This window comes from Hoeflea marina (genome assembly GCF_003182275.1).
Lineage (GTDB): Bacteria > Pseudomonadota > Alphaproteobacteria > Rhizobiales > Rhizobiaceae > Hoeflea > Hoeflea marina.
Genome location: NZ_QGTR01000001.1, coordinates 307,133 through 321,271, shown reverse-complemented (window position 1 = coordinate 321,271; position 14,139 = coordinate 307,133). Strand labels below are relative to the sequence as shown.

The following is a 14,139-nucleotide window of genomic DNA, read 5'->3' as shown; positions in this document are numbered from 1 at the left end:
CGTCCTCAGTACTGGTCTTCGTAGCGCTTGGCGAGATCTTCGATGTTCTCGGGCGGCCAGGACGGCACTTCCATGCCGAGATGCAGACCCATCGAAGCGAGAACTTCCTTGATCTCGTTGAGCGACTTGCGACCAAAGTTCGGAGTGCGAAGCATTTCGGCCTCGGTCTTCTGAATGAGGTCGCCGATGTAAACGATGTTGTCGTTCTTGAGGCAGTTGGCCGAACGCACCGAAAGCTCGAGTTCGTCGACCTTCTTGAGCAGCGCCGGGTTGAACGCCAGTTCCGCAACGGTCTCTTCGTGGACTTCCTTCTGCGGCTCGTCGAAATTGACGAAGACGCCAAGCTGGTCCTGCAGAATGCGCGCGGCGTAGGCCACGGCATCTTCACCGCTGACCGATCCGTCGGTCTCGATGTTCAGCGTCAGCTTGTCATAGTCGAGAACCTGGCCCTCGCGGGTGTTCTCGACCTTGTAGGAGACCTTCTTGACCGGCGAGTAGAGACTGTCGATCGGGATAAGACCGATCGGAGCGTCTTCGGCGCGGTTGCGGTCGGCGGGCACATAGCCCTTGCCGTTGTTGACGGTGAATTCCATCCGGATTTCCGCACCCTCGTCCAGCGTGCAGAGCACGTGTTCGGGGTTGAGGATCTCGATGTCGCCCACTGTCTGGATGTCGCCGGCGCGGACAACGCCCGGGCCCTGCTTGCGGACGACCATGCGCTTGGCATCGTCGCCTTCCATGCGGATGGCGATTTCCTTGATGTTGAGGATGATGTCTGTGACATCTTCCCGCACGCCGGGGATCGAGGAGAACTCGTGCAGGACGCCGTCGATCTGCACGGCGGTGACCGCGGCGCCGCGAAGCGACGACAGCAGCACGCGGCGCAGCGCGTTGCCGAGCGTCAGGCCGAAGCCACGCTCAAGCGGTTCGGCGACAACCGTCGCCTTGGTGCGTCCCGACAAGATGAACTCGACCTTGCTCGGCTTGATAAGTTCCTGCCAATTTTTCTGAATCATATTTTCCGCCTTCCTGTCGTCGTCACCATCCAATCGTGACGACCAAGTGAAAGAGCCCGACGGAACACGGTCCGCCGGGCTAGTAAGGGTAAGGCTTAGACGCGACGCTTCTTGCGCGGACGGCAGCCATTGTGCGGAATCGGAGTCACATCGCGGATCGAGGTGATGACGATTCCGGCAGCCTGCAGGGCGCGCAGAGCCGATTCACGGCCCGAACCGGGACCGCAGACTTCGACTTCGAGCGTCTTCATGCCGTGATCCTGCGCCTTCTTGGCGGCGTCTTCAGCAGCCATCTGGGCGGCAAACGGTGTCGACTTGCGCGAACCCTTGAAGCCCTTCGCACCGGCGGACGACCAGGAAATCGTGTTTCCCTGCGCGTCGGTGATGGTGATCATGGTGTTGTTGAAGGTCGAATTGACATGTGCAACGCCGGTCGAGATATTCTTGCGTTCGCGACGGCGTACGCGTGTAGCTTCTTTAGCCATGGTAGTCCCTTTCCTGATATCTTCACCGCCGTAATGCCAGCGGCTCCACCCCGTCCACAAACCGCAAATTCCGCCAGGCCGGAAAACCGGCTGGCGGAACGAGCGGGACGCGTCCGGAAATTACTTCTTCTTGCCTGCGATCGCCTTTGCCGGACCCTTGCGGGTGCGTGCATTGGTGTGGGTCCGCTGACCGCGAACCGGAAGACCGCGACGATGGCGCAGGCCGCGGTAGCAGCCCAGATCCATCAGACGCTTGATGTTCATCGAATTTTCGCGGCGAAGGTCGCCCTCGACCTGATAGTCGCGGTCGATGGTTTCGCGGATCTGCAGCACTTCGGCGTCCGAAAGCTGGTTGACGCGGCGTTCCAGTGGAATGCCGACCTTCTCCACGATCTCCTGGGCAAACTTCTTGCCGATGCCGTGGATGTAGGTGAGCGCGATGACGACGCGCTTGTTCGTCGGAATGTTTACGCCTGCTATGCGGGCCATGTGCTTCTCCATGTGGGCCGGGACAGATCTGATCTGGCCGGCGGGTTATTGTTGACCCGCGTCCGGTGGAGGCCGGCCCTTGCGGGGTAGTCCGTACAGGGACAATCGGATCCTTGCGGACGATCGGCCGATGCGTGTTCCCGGCACGAATAAAGCGATCAGGCCCGTGTCCCCGAATCTGCGGGGAACGCACCGATCGCCTTCATGTCGCGAGTTGCGCAGGTCATATCGGACTCGGAAGGGTTACGTCAACCTCCCGAGACCCTTATTTTGCGCCTGACACAGCCGGACCCGCCACCATCCCGTAAGAAAGCAGCGCTGCAAACCGACTCAGATCGAGGCCACCAGGGAATCGATCTCGGCGGAAACCTGCTCGATGTCGGCCATTCCGTCGAGCGAGCGCAGCTTGCCCTTGGCGTAATAGTAGCCGATCAGCGGTGCGGTCTTCTTGTAATATTCGCGCAGCCGCTCATCGAACACCACCGGCTCGTCATCACGGCGGACCGGCTCACCGGCAGCCTTGGCGTCGGCGGCACGCTTGACGATGCGGCCGACAAGCGCCTTGTCGTCGACGACCAGCTCGATGACCATGTCGAGCTCCATTCCCTTGGCAGCCAGCATCGCCGCCACCGAATCGGCCTGCACCAGCGTGCGCGGATAGCCGTCGAGGATGAACCCCTTGGCGCAATCGGGCTGGTCGATGCGGTCGGAGACGATCGCCGTGACGATCGAATCGGAGACCAGCTCGCCGGCATCCATGACCGCCTTGGCCTTCTTCCCCACTTCGGTCCCCGCGGAGACTGCCGCGCGGAGCATATCACCGGTCGACAGCTGCGGAATTCCGTACTTGGCCACCATGCGCTGGGCCTGGGTCCCCTTGCCCGCGCCTGGCGGTCCTAAAAGTATCAATCTCATCTGCCCTTCTTCCCTCCCCGAAGCTTCGACTTCTTGATCAGCCCTTCATACTGCTGGGCGATCAGGTGCCCCTGCACCTGCGTTACCGTATCGAGCGTCACGCTGACAACGATCAGAAGCGACGTTCCACCGAGATAAAACGGAACCCCGGTCTGGGCGATCAGAATTTCCGGCAGGAGGCAGACGAAGATGAGGTAGAGCGCACCGACGACCGTAATGCGAGTCAGCACATAGTCGATATACTCCGCCGTGCGTTCCCCCGGACGAATGCCGGGCACGAACCCGCCATGGCGCTTGAGATTGTCGGCGGTGTCCTTCGGATTGAAGACGATGGCTGTGTAGAAGAATGCGAAGAAGCCGATCATACTGGCATACATCAGCATGTAGAGCGGCTGGCCATGGCCCAGCGAGGCGAGAACCGCCGTCGCCCAGCTCGGCAGGTTGCCGGTGTTGGCGAACCCGGCGACGGTGGCCGGAAGCAGCAGCAGCGACGAGGCGAAGATCGGTGGAATGACGCCGGCCGTGTTCAGCTTGAGCGGCAGGTGCGAGGTGTCGCCCTGGAACATGCGCGCGCCGACCTGTCGCTTCGGATACTGGATCAACAGCCGGCGCTGAGCCCGTTCGACAAAGACGATGAAGGCAATGACGCCGACAGCCACGAGCAGCACGGCAACGATCAGTGCCGGCGACAGCGCGCCGGTCCGGCCGAGTTCAAGCGTACCAGCCACCGCGTTCGGAAGCGCGGCGACAATGCCTGCGAAGATGATCAGCGAAATGCCGTTGCCGATGCCGCGCGCGGTGATCTGCTCGCCGAGCCACATCAGGAACATGGTGCCGCCAACCAGCGTGACGACGGTCGAGATGCGGAAGAACCAGCCTGGATCGGTCGCCACGCCGGCACTCGACTCGAGGCCGACGGAAATGCCATAGGCCTGCAGAGTGCCGAGCAGCACGGTGCCGTAGCGGGTGTACTGGTTGATGACCTTGCGGCCCTGCTCGCCTTCCTTCTTGAGCTGTTCAAGCGAAGGCACCACCGAGGTCATCAACTGGATGATGATCGAGGCCGAGATATAGGGCATGATGCCGAGCGCGAAGATCGCCATGCGCCCGACGGCGCCGCCGGCAAACATGTTGAACAGGCCGAGAATGCCGCCCGCCTGTCCCTGGAAGGCGCGGGCAAAGGCATCGGGATTGATGCCGGGCAGCGGAATGTAGGTTCCAAGCCGATAGACCAAAAGCGCACCCAGTGTGAACCAGATGCGCTTCTTGAGGTCTTCCGCCTTCGAAAAGGCGGAGAAATTCAGGTTGGAGGCGAGCTGTTCGGCTGCAGATGCCATGGAATTCTCCGCGCGGCCCAACCGGGGCATGATGAACCCCATCATCTCCGGAGGGTCTAAATTGGTTTCATTGAGCGTCGGGCGCTGCATCCGGATGCTCCGGAGCGGTCCCCTGCCCCGATCGTCGCGACATTCGCGCCGATCGCACCCCCATATGGGACGGAAATCGCCCGGTGTGAAGCACCGGGCGATAACTATTGCGCTATTCGGCGGCCTTGTCGGCCTTGGCAGGCTGGACCTTGATCGATCCGCCGGCCTTTTCGATCTTCTCGACCGCGGACTTGGAAGCGCCGGCGACGTCGAGGTTGATCTTGGCCTTGAGTTCGCCATCGGCCAGAACCCGCACGCCGTCCTTGAGACGGCGGATCACACCGGCAGCCTTGAGCGCCAGGGCGTCGATCGACACCTTGGCGTCGAGCTTGCCCGCGTCGATCGCGGTCTGGATGCGGCCCAGCGACACGACATTGAAGTCGGTCGTGAAGATGTTGGTGAAGCCGCGCTTGGGCAGACGCCGATAGATCGGCATCTGACCGCCCTCGAAGCCGTTGATGGCAACGCCACCGCGGGACTTCTGGCCCTTCACACCACGGCCGCCGGTCTTGCCGGAGCCGGAGCCGATGCCGCGACCAACGCGCTTGCGAGCGTGGGTGGCGCCTTCGACGTCACTGATTTCATTGAGTTTCATGATCGTGTCTCCGGGTTCACTTCTCGTCGACGACGCGAACGAGATGGCCGACCGCACGGATCATGCCACGCACGGACGGCGTGTCCTCGAGGGTGCGGCGGCGGTGCATCTTGTTGAGGCCCAGGCCGATCAGCGTCTGACGCTGAACGTTGGGACGGCGGGACGGGCTGCCGATCTGTTCGACAGTGACCGTCTTGCCCTTCTGATTATCAGCCATGGATCTGGCTCCCTAAAACGAAGTGAAGGCAGACGCCTGGTTACTCTTCAGTGTCAACAACGGACGAACGACGAGCCTGCAGTGTGGAATACTTGATCCCGCGCTGAGCCGCGACGTCCTTCGGGTGAACCTGGTGCTTCAAGGCATCGAATGTCGCGCGGACCATGTTGTACGGGTTCGAGGAACCCGTCGACTTGGCAACCACGTCGGCCATGCCGAGGGTCTCGAAGACAGCGCGCATCGGGCCACCGGCGATGATGCCCGTACCAGGCTTTGCTGAGCGCAGCAGAACCTTGCCGGCGCCATGACGGCCATGCACATCGTGGTGCAGGGTCCGGCCGCCGCGCAGCGGTACGAAAATCAGCTCGCGCTTGGCAGCTTCCGTCGCCTTGCGGATGGCTTCCGGCACTTCACGCGCCTTGCCATGACCGAAACCGACGCGACCCTTCTGGTCGCCGACGATCACGAGGGCTGCAAAACCGAACCGACGACCGCCCTTGACGACCTTGGCGACGCGGTTGATGTGGACGAGCTTGTCGACAAATTCGCTGTCGCGCTCTTCTTCCTTGCCGCGGTTGTCGCGGCGGGCTTCTCTTGCCATTGTCCTTTTCCTTATTCTTTTCCGGAATCAATCGGCGATTGTTAGAAGTTCAGACCGCCTTCGCGGGCTGCTTCGGCGAGGGCCTTGATGCGGCCATGATATATGAAGGCACCACGGTCGAAGACCACGTCCGTCACACCGGCCTTGGAGGCGCGCTCTGCGATCAGCTTGCCGACAGCTGCAGCCGCAGCTGTGTCGGCGCCGGTCTTGAGCGCACCGCGCAGATCGGTGTCGAGGGTCGATGCTGCCGCGAGCGTGTGGCCCGCTGCGTCATCGATGACCTGGACGTAGATGTTCTTCGACGAGCGATGAACCGACAGGCGCGGACGGCCGTTGGCCACCGCTTTAAGCTGGCGCCGCACGCGATCGGCGCGACGCGTAAGGGATTCTTTCCTGCTAGCCATTTCGCGTCTTCCTTACTTCTTCTTGCCTTCTTTGCGGACAATCCGCTCACCGGCATACTTGACACCCTTGCCCTTGTAGGGCTCCGGACCACGGTAACCGCGGATCTCCGCCGCCACCTGGCCAAGCACCTGCTTGTCGATGCCGGTGAGGGTGATTTCCGTCGGCTTCGGGCATGCAATGCTGACGCCTTCCGGCGGCTGATAGACCACATCGTGGCTAAAGCCAAGGGCGAGCTGCAGATTGCGGCCCTGCAACGTCGCGCGATAACCAACCCCATGGATCTCGAGCTTGCGCTCGTAGCCATCCTTCACACCGGTGAAGATGTTGGAGATCATCGTGCGGGCCATGCCCCACTTGGCGCGTGCATCCTTGGATGCATCCACCGGGGTCACGACGACTTCATTGTTTTCGAGCTTTACCGTGACTTCATCGTTGGCGACAAAGAAAAGTTCACCCTTGGGACCCTTGGCGACAACCTTCTGGCCGTCGACCGTCGCGGTGACGCCAGCGGGAACCGGAACGGGTTTTTTACCGATACGAGACATTGTTCAACCTGTCTGTTCGAGTTTGAGGTTCTGCCGATCAGAAGATCGAGCAGAGAACCTCGCCACCAACATTCTGCTCACGCGCCTGGTGATCAGCGAGCACGCCCTTCGGAGTCGAAAGGATCGTGATGCCGAGACCGTTGCCGACCTGCGGAATGGACTTGACCGAGACATATACCCGGCGACCTGGCTTGGAAACGCGAGCGATCTCGCGGATAACCGGGGTGCCTTCGTGGTATTTGAGCTCGATATTGATCTCGGCCTTGCCATTGTCGAAGGAGACTTCCGAGTAACCCCGGATGTAGCCTTCGGCCTGCATGACGTCGAGAACGCGGGCACGGAGCTTGGACGCAGGCGTCGAGATCGACGACTTGCGGCGGGCCATGCCGTTGCGGATACGTGTGAGCATATCGCCCAGAGGATCAGTCATTGCCATCTGTGCAGCTCCTTACCAGCTCGACTTGACGAGGCCCGGCACCTTGCCGAGTGACCCGAATTCACGCAATGCGATACGCGACATCTGCAGCTTCCGATAGAAGCCTCGCGGACGACCGGTAATTTCGCACCGATTGCGGATACGAACCTTTGCCCCGTTGCGCGGCATTTCGGCCAGCTTCAGGGTGGCGCGGAAACGCTCCTCGATTGGGAGTTTCTGGTCCTGGGTGATTGCCTTGAGGGTGGCGCGCTTTGCGGCATCCCGGGCAACCAGATTGCGACGGCGCTTGTTCTTTTCAACTGCGCTCAATTTCGCCATGTCTCTATCCTTCTCTACGAATGCCGTAACGATTACTGGCGGAACGGGAAGTTGAACTCTTTGAGAAGAGCCCGCGCTTCGTCGTCCGTCTTTGACGTCGTACAAACGATGATGTCCATGCCCCAGATCTGGTCAACCTTGTCATAGTTGATTTCCGGGAACACGATGTGCTCCTTGATGCCCATGGCAAAGTTGCCGCGGCCGTCAAAGCTCTTCGGGTTCAGGCCGCGAAAGTCGCGAACGCGCGGAAGCGCGATCGTCACCAGGCGGTCCATGAATTCATACATCCGCGCGCCGCGCAGCGTCACCTTGGCACCGATCGGCATGTGCTCGCGCAGCTTGAAGCCGGCGATCGAGGTGCGGGCCCGGGTGATGACCGGCTTCTGACCGGCAATGGCTGCCAGGTCTTCAGCGGCGATCGCAGGCTTCTTCGAATCGGCGGTCGATTCGCCGATGCCCATGTTGATGACGATCTTGTCCAGACGCGGGATCTGCATGACGTTGGCATAGCCGAACTGTTCATGCAGGGCCGGGCGGATACGCTCGTTGTATTCGGTCTTGAGCCGCGGCTCATACTTTGCATCAGCCATCGATGACCACTCCCGAACGCTTTGCCACGCGCACCTTCTTGTCGCCTTCAATCTTGAAGCCGACGCGGGTCGGCTTGCCGTCCTGCGGATCGGCGATTGCGAGGTTCGACAGGTGAAGCGAAGCTTCCTTGTTGATAATGCCGGCTTCCTGGGTCTGGGTCTGGCGCTGATGGCGCTTGACCATGTTGACGCCACGGACAACGGCCCGATCTTCCTTCGGCATCACGGCAATGACTTCGCCGGTACGGCCCTTGTCCTTGCCTGCCAGGACGACGACCTTGTCGCCTTTGCGGATCTTTTGCATCGGTACGTTCCTTACAGCACTTCTGGAGCCAGAGAGATGATCTTCATGTGGCTCTTGGCGCGAAGTTCGCGCGGAACCGGTCCGAAGATGCGGGTGCCGATCGGCTCTTTCTTGTTGTCGATCAGAACAGCAGCATTCCGGTCGAACCGGATCACGCTGCCATCGGCGCGACGGATGTCCTTCGCAGTGCGAACGACAACCGCCTTCATCACATCACCCTTCTTGACGCGGCCGCGCGGAATGGCTTCCTTGATCGACACAACGATGATGTCGCCAATGGAAGCGTACTTGCGCTTGGAGCCGCCCAGAACCTTGATGCACATGACACGACGGGCGCCGGAATTATCCGCGACGTCGAGGTTTGTTTGCATCTGAATCATATCAGGCCGCCTTCTTGTTGTTACCGGCACGGTTGGGCACGAAGGCCCCCTTTGCCAGCTTATGAATCAATTCTATCTTGCGCGGGAAGAATATTGCCAAGGTGGTTTCCACTGTGGGACCTTCCGTGCGCTTAAAGCAGAAGAACGCCCGTTACCGGGGCGTTCTTGCGCCAATGGCCTGTGTCATACAGGATTCTTCGCAGGGTGCAATAGCCCCCTGCCCTAATTCAGTCCGTCAAGCCTCGGTGGCGGAAATCACCGTCCAGCGCTTGTCCTTGGAAATCGGCGCGCATTCCTGGATGGAAACCTCATCGCCGACCTTGTGCTGATTGGTCTCGTCATGCGCCTTGTACTTCTTGGTACGGCGAATGATCTTTTGCATGACCGGATGTGCGAAACGACGTTCCACACGGACAACCACGGTCTTTTCGTTCTTGTCGCTGACGACAGTGCCCTGCAGAATGCGTTTTGGCATTGTATCTGGTCCTTAAACCTTGGCTTCCGCCGCCTTGAGGCGAGCGATTGTCTTGATGCGTGCGATGTCACGACGGACGATCTGGACACGCGATGTCTTTTCCAGCTGGCCGGTGGCCGCCTGGAAGCGCAGATTGAACTGCTCTTTCTTCAACTTCAGAAGCTCGTCGTTGAGCTGGTCGACGCTCATGGCGCGGACGTCTGCGGCTTTCATGATCCGTCTCCTTACTCTGCGATGCGCTGTACGAAGCGTGTCTTGACCGAAAGCTTGGCTGCACCGAGGCGCAGGGCTTCACGGGCGAGTTCTTCGCTGACGCCGTCGATTTCAAACATGACCCGGCCTGGCTTGACCTTGCATGCCCAGTAGTCAACCGAACCCTTGCCCTTGCCCATGCGGACTTCGGTCGGCTTCGATGTCACCGGAACGTCCGGGAAAATCCGGATCCACACCCGGCCCGCACGCTTCATGTGACGCGTGATGGCCCGGCGGGCTGCTTCGATCTGGCGCGCGTTGACCCGGTCAGGCTCCTGAGCCTTCAAGCCGAATGCGCCGAAATTCAAGTCCGAACCACCCTTGGCAACGCCCTTGATGCGGCCCTTGAACTGCTTCCGGTACTTAGTACGCTTTGGCTGCAACATTGTCTAATTCTCCGAATTGTCGTGCCCGGCAAGAGCCTCAGGCGTTTTCGCGCCGACGATTGCCGCCTGATGCGTCACCCTCGGTGGAGCGGCGCTCGGAAGCCATCGGATCGTGCTCGAGGATTTCGCCCTTGAAGATCCAGACCTTCACGCCGCAGATGCCGTAGGCAGTTTTTGCTTCAGCCGTACCGTAGTCGATGTCGGCGCGAAGCGTGTGCAACGGCACCCGGCCTTCGCGGTACCATTCGGTGCGGGCGATTTCCGCGCCGCCGAGACGGCCGCCGCAGGTGATCTTGATGCCTTCGGCGCCAAGACGCATGGCCGACTGAACCGAACGCTTCATGGCGCGACGGAAGGCGATGCGACGCTCGAGCTGCTGGGCGATCGACTGCGCCACCAGCGTTGCGTCGATCTCCGGCTTGCGGACCTCGACGATGTTGAGGTGCGTTTCCGAAGCGGTCATTTCGCCCAGCTTGCGGCGGAGCTTCTCGATGTCCGCACCCTTCTTGCCGATGATCAGGCCAGGACGCGCTGCGTGAATGGTCACGCGGCACTTCTTGTGCGGCCGCTCGATCACCACCTTGGCGATGCCGGCCTGCTTGAGTTCCTTCATCAGATAGGCGCGGATCTTGATGTCTTCATGGAGCAGCTTGCCGTATTCCGCGTTGTCGGCGAACCAGCGGCTGTCCCAGGTACGGTTGATGCCGAGGCGAAAACCGATCGGATTGATTTTCTGACCCATTATGCGGCCTCCCCTTTAGCTTCCGTCACTTCGCGCACCACGATGGTGAGGTGTGCGAACGGCTTCTCGATGCGCGAGGAGCGACCGCGACCACGGGCATGGAAGCGCTTCATGACGATGGACTTGCCCACATAGGCTTCCGCGACGATGAGCGAATCAACGTCGAGATCATGGTTGTTCTCTGCGTTTGCGATGGCAGACTCAAGGGTCTTCTTGACGGTGCCCGAAATCCGCTTGCGCGAGAATTCGAGTTCGGCAAGCGCCTGGCCAACCTTCTTGCCGCGAATGAGGGCGGCAACGAGATTGAGCTTCTGGGGGCTGACGCGCAATGTGCGCGCAACCGCCTGGGCCTCGTTATCCTTGAGCCGGCGTTCTGTTTTAGCCTTGCTCATTGTTACTTCCTCTTCGCTTTCTTGTCCGCGCCGTGACCGTAGTAGGTCCGCGTCGGTGAATATTCACCAAGCTTCTGGCCGACCATGTCCTCGGTGACGTTGACCGGAATATGCTTGTTGCCGTTATAGACGCCAAAAGTCAGGCCGACAAACTGAGGCATGATCGTGGAGCGACGGCTCCACGTCTTGATAACCTCGTTGCGGCCGCCTTCGCGAACCTTCTCAGCCTTCTTGAGAAGATAGCCGTCAACAAACGGACCTTTCCAAACTGAACGAGCCATTGGAGACTTCCTCTCTTACTTCTTGCGCTGGTGGCGCGAACGCATGATGAACTTGTCGGTCGACTTGTTCGAACGCGTGCGCTTGCCCTTGGTCGGCTTGCCCCAGGGGCTAACCGGGTGACGACCACCGGAGGTACGGCCTTCGCCGCCGCCGTGCGGGTGGTCGACCGGGTTCATGGCCACACCGCGAACATGCGGACGCTTGCCACGCCAGATCGTGCGACCGGCCTTGCCATCGTTGATGTTGCTGTGATCCGGGTTGGACACGGCGCCGACGGTGGCGAGGCAGGTGCCCTGCACCAGACGCTGCTCGCCGGAATTGAGCCGAAGAATGGCCATGCCCTGGTCGCGACCGACCAGCTGGGCGTAGCCGCCCGCCGAGCGGGCGATCTGGCCGCCCTTCTCAGGCTTCATCTCGATGTTGTGCACGATCGTGCCCACCGGCATGAACTGCAGCGGCATCGCATTGCCGGGCTTGACGTCGACGGCCTTGGCCGAAGAAATGACCTTGTCGCCGGCTGCCAGACGCTGTGGCGCCAGAATATAGGCCTGAACACCGTCGGCATAGGTGATGAGCGCGATGAACGCCGTGCGGTTGGGGTCGTATTCCAAACGCTCGACAGTCGCCTCGATGTCAAACTTGCGACGCTTGAAATCGACCATGCGATAGGTGCGCTTGTGACCACCACCGATGGACTGCGCCGTGATGCGACCGTGGTTGTTGCGGCCGCCCTTCTTGTTCAGACCAACGGTCAGCGCCTTGAGAGGCTTGCCGCGGTGAAGACCCGAACGATCAACGATGACCAGCTGACGCTGGCTCGGTGTCGTCGGATTGTAGCTTTTCAGTGCCATTTTCCTGTTCCCTTTGAGGGCTTGTCCGCGCGGTCTCAGAGACCGGTGGAGACGTCGATCGACTGACCGTCAGCCAGCGTTACATACGCCTTTTTCACATCCTGCTGGCGACCGGAGAAACCGCGGAAGCGCTTGGTCTTACCCTTGCGCAGCAGCGTGTTGACCGCCGTGACCTTGACACCGAACAGCGCTTCGACCGCAGCCTTGATTTCAGGCTTGGACGCACGCCGTGCGACGTTGAAGACAACCTGGTTCTGTTCGGAAACCATTGTCGATTTTTCGGTGATTGCCGGTGAGACAATCACATCATAGTGGCGAAGATCAGTCATTTGAACCGCTCCTCCAGAGCCGCGATGGCGTCCTTGGACAAGACCAGCTTGCCGCGGCGCAGGATGTCGTAGACGTTGATGCCCTGAATCGGCAGCACGTCGACGTTCGGAATGTTGGCGGCCGCCAGGCTGAAGTTCTTGTCGAGCTCGGCGCCACCGATGAACAGGGCGTTGACGATCCCGAGCTTGCCCAGCGTACCTGCAAGCACCTTGGTCTTCGGATCGGTCGAGGTGAAGCTGTCGACGACGATGATGTCGGACGACTTGAACTTGGCCGAAAGGGCGTGACGCAGGCCGAGTGCCCTCACCTTCTTGGGAAGGTCATGGGCGTGGCTGCGGACGACAGGACCATGAGCCCGGCCACCGCCGCGAAACTGCGGAGCGCTCGCAGCATGGTGACGGGCGCGGCCCGTACCCTTCTGCTTGAACATCTTGGCGCCGGTGCGGGAGACCTGCGACCGGCTGAGCGTCTTGTGGCCGCCCTGCTGACGCTTGGCCAACTGCCAGCGAACGATGCGCTGGATCAGATCCTGGCGCGGGTCGAGGCCGAAGATCGCATCGGAAAGAGTGATCTTTCCAGCGTCCTGACCATCGAGGGTGGTGACATTAAAGTCCATTATTCGGCTCCCTCATTCGAAGCTGTTGCTGCGGCGCGAAGCGCTGCGGGACGGGGGGCATCAGCCGGAGTGCCGGATTTGACCGCATCACGAACCATGATCCATGTGCCCTTGGAGCCGGGAACGGCGCCCTTGACCAGGATCAGGCCACGATCATCGTCCGTCGAGACGACGACCAGGTTCTGGGTCGTGATCTTTGTCTGACCCATGTGGCCAGCCATCTTCTTGCCCTTCCACACCTTGCCCGGATCCTGGTTGGAACCGGTCGAGCCGTGCGAACGGTGCGAGACCGAAACGCCGTGGGTGGCGCGCAGACCGCCGAAGCCGTGGCGCTTCATGGCGCCGGCGAAGCCCTTGCCCTGGCTGACGCCGGAGACGTCAACCAGCTGGCCGGCGACGAAGTGGCTCGGGGTGATCTCGGCACCAACATCAATCATGTTGTCCGTGGATACCCGGAACTCGACCACCTTCGCCTTCGGCTCGACATTGGCAATGGCGAAGTTGCCGCGCATGGCCTTGGACGTATTCTTGACCTTGGCCCGGCCTACGCCGAGCTGAACAGCGGTATAGCCGTTCTTTTCGTCTGTACGCTGGGCTACCACCTGGCAGTTTTCCAGACGCAGGACGGTCACCGGGATGTGTTCGCCGGCGTCATTGTAGACCCGGGTCATCCCAACCTTCTGTGCAATCACACCTGAACGCATCGGTTCATTCCTCTCAGAGTAGCCTGTCGGGGGTTGCCCTTCACGCCTCTATACCTGCTCTAACGCTTCAGCCTTAAAGCTTGATTTCCACATCGACGCCTGCAGCCAGGTCGAGCTTCATAAGCGCGTCAACCGTCTGGGGTGTCGGATCGACAATATCGAGAAGACGCTTATGGGTGCGCATCTCGAACTGCTCGCGGCTCTTCTTGTCGATATGCGGCGACCGGTTGACCGTGAATTTCTCGATCCGGGTCGGCAGCGGTACCGGACCACGCACGCTTGCACCGGTCCGCTTGGCGGTCGATACGATTTCCCGCGTCGAGGCGTCGAGAATCCGGTGATCAAACGCTTTCAGGCGGATGCGGATGTTCTGGCCGTTCATTCGA

26 protein-coding genes are annotated in these 14,139 nt (G+C 60.7%); all 26 read right to left on the bottom strand.

The features are described 5' to 3' along the window. Positions 1-5 precede the first annotated feature (5 nt). Positions 6-1,016: a DNA-directed RNA polymerase subunit alpha gene (locus DFR52_RS01540; protein ID WP_110030161.1), complete on the bottom strand. Its 1,011-nt coding sequence runs from the start codon at positions 1,014-1,016 to the stop codon at positions 6-8. A gap of 95 nt (positions 1,017-1,111) precedes the next feature. Beyond that, the gene (gene rpsK, locus DFR52_RS01535; protein ID WP_110030160.1) at positions 1,112-1,501 is read right to left on the bottom strand and encodes a 30S ribosomal protein S11; all 390 of its coding nucleotides are present in this window, start codon (positions 1,499-1,501) and stop codon (positions 1,112-1,114) included. Positions 1,502-1,621: 120 nt separating this feature from the next. After that, positions 1,622-1,990 carry a 30S ribosomal protein S13 gene (rpsM, locus tag DFR52_RS01530; protein WP_110030159.1) on the bottom strand — a complete coding sequence of 123 codons (369 nt, stop codon included), beginning with the start codon at positions 1,988-1,990 and terminating at the stop codon, positions 1,622-1,624. Between the two features lie 330 nt (positions 1,991-2,320). After that, positions 2,321-2,905, bottom strand: a complete 585-nt coding sequence (locus tag DFR52_RS01525; RefSeq protein ID WP_110030158.1) for an adenylate kinase — start codon at positions 2,903-2,905, stop codon at positions 2,321-2,323. Continuing rightward, a complete protein-coding gene (gene secY, locus DFR52_RS01520; RefSeq protein WP_110031064.1) occupies positions 2,902-4,242 on the bottom strand; it encodes a preprotein translocase subunit SecY in 1,341 nt (446 codons plus the stop codon). Before secY ends, DFR52_RS01525 begins: the two co-directional genes overlap by 4 nt. A 202-nt stretch (positions 4,243-4,444) precedes the next feature. Next, positions 4,445-4,927 (bottom strand): 50S ribosomal protein L15, encoded by a 483-nt coding sequence (gene rplO, locus DFR52_RS01515; RefSeq protein WP_110030157.1) that lies wholly within the window; start codon positions 4,925-4,927, stop codon positions 4,445-4,447. A gap of 16 nt (positions 4,928-4,943) precedes the next feature. Next, entirely contained in the window at positions 4,944-5,144 is a 201-nt protein-coding gene (gene rpmD / locus DFR52_RS01510; RefSeq protein ID WP_110030156.1) for a 50S ribosomal protein L30, read from the bottom strand. Positions 5,145-5,184: 40 nt separating this feature from the next. Then, complete coding sequence (rpsE, locus tag DFR52_RS01505) at positions 5,185-5,745, bottom strand: 30S ribosomal protein S5 (RefSeq protein WP_110030155.1); 561 nt, start codon at positions 5,743-5,745, stop codon at positions 5,185-5,187. Positions 5,746-5,786: 41 nt separating this feature from the next. Then, the gene (gene rplR / locus DFR52_RS01500) at positions 5,787-6,149 is read right to left on the bottom strand and encodes a 50S ribosomal protein L18 (protein WP_110030154.1); all 363 of its coding nucleotides are present in this window, start codon (positions 6,147-6,149) and stop codon (positions 5,787-5,789) included. A gap of 12 nt (positions 6,150-6,161) precedes the next feature. Further along, the gene (rplF, locus tag DFR52_RS01495) at positions 6,162-6,695 is read right to left on the bottom strand and encodes a 50S ribosomal protein L6 (protein ID WP_110030153.1); all 534 of its coding nucleotides are present in this window, start codon (positions 6,693-6,695) and stop codon (positions 6,162-6,164) included. Positions 6,696-6,732: 37 nt separating this feature from the next. Beyond that, positions 6,733-7,131: a 30S ribosomal protein S8 gene (rpsH, locus tag DFR52_RS01490; RefSeq protein WP_110030152.1), complete on the bottom strand. Its 399-nt coding sequence runs from the start codon at positions 7,129-7,131 to the stop codon at positions 6,733-6,735. Positions 7,132-7,143: 12 nt separating this feature from the next. Next, the gene (rpsN, locus tag DFR52_RS01485) at positions 7,144-7,449 is read right to left on the bottom strand and encodes a 30S ribosomal protein S14 (protein ID WP_110030151.1); all 306 of its coding nucleotides are present in this window, start codon (positions 7,447-7,449) and stop codon (positions 7,144-7,146) included. 32 nt (positions 7,450-7,481) lie between these two features. Next, positions 7,482-8,039 carry a 50S ribosomal protein L5 gene (gene rplE / locus DFR52_RS01480; RefSeq protein ID WP_110030150.1) on the bottom strand — a complete coding sequence of 186 codons (558 nt, stop codon included), beginning with the start codon at positions 8,037-8,039 and terminating at the stop codon, positions 7,482-7,484. Further along, positions 8,032-8,343, bottom strand: a complete 312-nt coding sequence (rplX, locus tag DFR52_RS01475) for a 50S ribosomal protein L24 (protein ID WP_110030149.1) — start codon at positions 8,341-8,343, stop codon at positions 8,032-8,034. The genes rplE and rplX overlap by 8 nt, the downstream gene beginning before the upstream one ends. An 11-nt stretch (positions 8,344-8,354) precedes the next feature. Further along, positions 8,355-8,723, bottom strand: a complete 369-nt coding sequence (rplN, locus tag DFR52_RS01470; protein ID WP_035528307.1) for a 50S ribosomal protein L14 — start codon at positions 8,721-8,723, stop codon at positions 8,355-8,357. A 235-nt stretch (positions 8,724-8,958) separates the two neighbouring features. Next, the gene (gene rpsQ / locus DFR52_RS01465; RefSeq protein ID WP_110030148.1) at positions 8,959-9,198 is read right to left on the bottom strand and encodes a 30S ribosomal protein S17; all 240 of its coding nucleotides are present in this window, start codon (positions 9,196-9,198) and stop codon (positions 8,959-8,961) included. A gap of 12 nt (positions 9,199-9,210) precedes the next feature. Next, complete coding sequence (rpmC, locus tag DFR52_RS01460) at positions 9,211-9,411, bottom strand: 50S ribosomal protein L29 (protein WP_110030147.1); 201 nt, start codon at positions 9,409-9,411, stop codon at positions 9,211-9,213. Between the two features lie 11 nt (positions 9,412-9,422). Next, positions 9,423-9,836 carry a 50S ribosomal protein L16 gene (rplP, locus tag DFR52_RS01455; protein ID WP_110030146.1) on the bottom strand — a complete coding sequence of 138 codons (414 nt, stop codon included), beginning with the start codon at positions 9,834-9,836 and terminating at the stop codon, positions 9,423-9,425. A gap of 37 nt (positions 9,837-9,873) precedes the next feature. Further along, entirely contained in the window at positions 9,874-10,578 is a 705-nt protein-coding gene (gene rpsC, locus DFR52_RS01450; protein WP_110030145.1) for a 30S ribosomal protein S3, read from the bottom strand. Continuing rightward, the gene (gene rplV, locus DFR52_RS01445; protein ID WP_110030144.1) at positions 10,578-10,970 is read right to left on the bottom strand and encodes a 50S ribosomal protein L22; all 393 of its coding nucleotides are present in this window, start codon (positions 10,968-10,970) and stop codon (positions 10,578-10,580) included. The genes rpsC and rplV overlap by 1 nt, the downstream gene beginning before the upstream one ends. Before the next feature lie 2 nt (positions 10,971-10,972). Beyond that, positions 10,973-11,251, bottom strand: coding sequence for a 30S ribosomal protein S19 (rpsS, locus tag DFR52_RS01440; RefSeq protein WP_110030143.1), 279 nt, complete (start codon positions 11,249-11,251; stop codon positions 10,973-10,975). 15 nt (positions 11,252-11,266) lie between these two features. Continuing rightward, a complete protein-coding gene (gene rplB / locus DFR52_RS01435) occupies positions 11,267-12,103 on the bottom strand; it encodes a 50S ribosomal protein L2 (protein WP_110030142.1) in 837 nt (278 codons plus the stop codon). A gap of 35 nt (positions 12,104-12,138) precedes the next feature. Further along, positions 12,139-12,432 (bottom strand): 50S ribosomal protein L23, encoded by a 294-nt coding sequence (locus DFR52_RS01430; protein WP_110030141.1) that lies wholly within the window; start codon positions 12,430-12,432, stop codon positions 12,139-12,141. Then, entirely contained in the window at positions 12,429-13,049 is a 621-nt protein-coding gene (gene rplD / locus DFR52_RS01425) for a 50S ribosomal protein L4 (protein WP_110030140.1), read from the bottom strand. The genes DFR52_RS01430 and rplD overlap by 4 nt, the downstream gene beginning before the upstream one ends. Beyond that, entirely contained in the window at positions 13,049-13,753 is a 705-nt protein-coding gene (gene rplC / locus DFR52_RS01420; RefSeq protein ID WP_110030139.1) for a 50S ribosomal protein L3, read from the bottom strand. The genes rplD and rplC overlap by 1 nt, the downstream gene beginning before the upstream one ends. 73 nt (positions 13,754-13,826) lie before the next feature. Beyond that, positions 13,827-14,135 carry a 30S ribosomal protein S10 gene (gene rpsJ / locus DFR52_RS01415; protein ID WP_003547547.1) on the bottom strand — a complete coding sequence of 103 codons (309 nt, stop codon included), beginning with the start codon at positions 14,133-14,135 and terminating at the stop codon, positions 13,827-13,829. Between the last annotated feature and the right edge of the window lie 4 nt (positions 14,136-14,139).

Excerpts from the sequence above, each read along its gene's own strand:
- rplP (WP_110030146.1), bottom strand. The coding sequence starts at position 9,836 with ATGTTGCAGCCAAAGCGTACTAAGTACCGGAAGCAGTTCAAGGGCCGC.
- rpsS (WP_110030143.1), bottom strand. The coding sequence starts at position 11,251 with ATGGCTCGTTCAGTTTGGAAAGGTCCGTTTGTTGACGGCTATCTTCTC.
- rpmD (WP_110030156.1), bottom strand. The coding sequence starts at position 5,144 with ATGGCTGATAATCAGAAGGGCAAGACGGTCACTGTCGAACAGATCGGC.
- rplR (WP_110030154.1), bottom strand. The coding sequence starts at position 6,149 with ATGGCTAGCAGGAAAGAATCCCTTACGCGTCGCGCCGATCGCGTGCGG.
- rplB (WP_110030142.1), bottom strand. The coding sequence starts at position 12,103 with ATGGCACTGAAAAGCTACAATCCGACGACACCGAGCCAGCGTCAGCTG.
- rpsM (WP_110030159.1), bottom strand. The coding sequence starts at position 1,990 with ATGGCCCGCATAGCAGGCGTAAACATTCCGACGAACAAGCGCGTCGTC.
- rpsQ (WP_110030148.1), bottom strand. The coding sequence starts at position 9,198 with ATGCCAAAACGCATTCTGCAGGGCACTGTCGTCAGCGACAAGAACGAA.
- rpsJ (WP_003547547.1), bottom strand. The coding sequence starts at position 14,135 with ATGAACGGCCAGAACATCCGCATCCGCCTGAAAGCGTTTGATCACCGG.
- rpsN (WP_110030151.1), bottom strand. The coding sequence starts at position 7,449 with ATGGCGAAATTGAGCGCAGTTGAAAAGAACAAGCGCCGTCGCAATCTG.
- rplV (WP_110030144.1), bottom strand. The coding sequence starts at position 10,970 with ATGAGCAAGGCTAAAACAGAACGCCGGCTCAAGGATAACGAGGCCCAG.
- rplC (WP_110030139.1), bottom strand. The coding sequence starts at position 13,753 with ATGCGTTCAGGTGTGATTGCACAGAAGGTTGGGATGACCCGGGTCTAC.
- rplF (WP_110030153.1), bottom strand. The coding sequence starts at position 6,695 with ATGTCTCGTATCGGTAAAAAACCCGTTCCGGTTCCCGCTGGCGTCACC.
- rplE (WP_110030150.1), bottom strand. The coding sequence starts at position 8,039 with ATGGCTGATGCAAAGTATGAGCCGCGGCTCAAGACCGAATACAACGAG.
- DFR52_RS01525 (WP_110030158.1), bottom strand. The coding sequence starts at position 2,905 with ATGAGATTGATACTTTTAGGACCGCCAGGCGCGGGCAAGGGGACCCAG.
- secY (WP_110031064.1), bottom strand. The coding sequence starts at position 4,242 with ATGGCATCTGCAGCCGAACAGCTCGCCTCCAACCTGAATTTCTCCGCC.
- DFR52_RS01540 (WP_110030161.1), bottom strand. The coding sequence starts at position 1,016 with ATGATTCAGAAAAATTGGCAGGAACTTATCAAGCCGAGCAAGGTCGAG.
- rpmC (WP_110030147.1), bottom strand. The coding sequence starts at position 9,411 with ATGAAAGCCGCAGACGTCCGCGCCATGAGCGTCGACCAGCTCAACGAC.
- rplD (WP_110030140.1), bottom strand. The coding sequence starts at position 13,049 with ATGGACTTTAATGTCACCACCCTCGATGGTCAGGACGCTGGAAAGATC.
- rpsE (WP_110030155.1), bottom strand. The coding sequence starts at position 5,745 with ATGGCAAGAGAAGCCCGCCGCGACAACCGCGGCAAGGAAGAAGAGCGC.
- rpsK (WP_110030160.1), bottom strand. The coding sequence starts at position 1,501 with ATGGCTAAAGAAGCTACACGCGTACGCCGTCGCGAACGCAAGAATATC.
- rpsH (WP_110030152.1), bottom strand. The coding sequence starts at position 7,131 with ATGGCAATGACTGATCCTCTGGGCGATATGCTCACACGTATCCGCAAC.
- rplO (WP_110030157.1), bottom strand. The coding sequence starts at position 4,927 with ATGAAACTCAATGAAATCAGTGACGTCGAAGGCGCCACCCACGCTCGC.
- DFR52_RS01430 (WP_110030141.1), bottom strand. The coding sequence starts at position 12,432 with ATGACTGATCTTCGCCACTATGATGTGATTGTCTCACCGGCAATCACC.
- rplX (WP_110030149.1), bottom strand. The coding sequence starts at position 8,343 with ATGCAAAAGATCCGCAAAGGCGACAAGGTCGTCGTCCTGGCAGGCAAG.
- rplN (WP_035528307.1), bottom strand. The coding sequence starts at position 8,723 with ATGATTCAGATGCAAACAAACCTCGACGTCGCGGATAATTCCGGCGCC.
- rpsC (WP_110030145.1), bottom strand. The coding sequence starts at position 10,578 with ATGGGTCAGAAAATCAATCCGATCGGTTTTCGCCTCGGCATCAACCGT.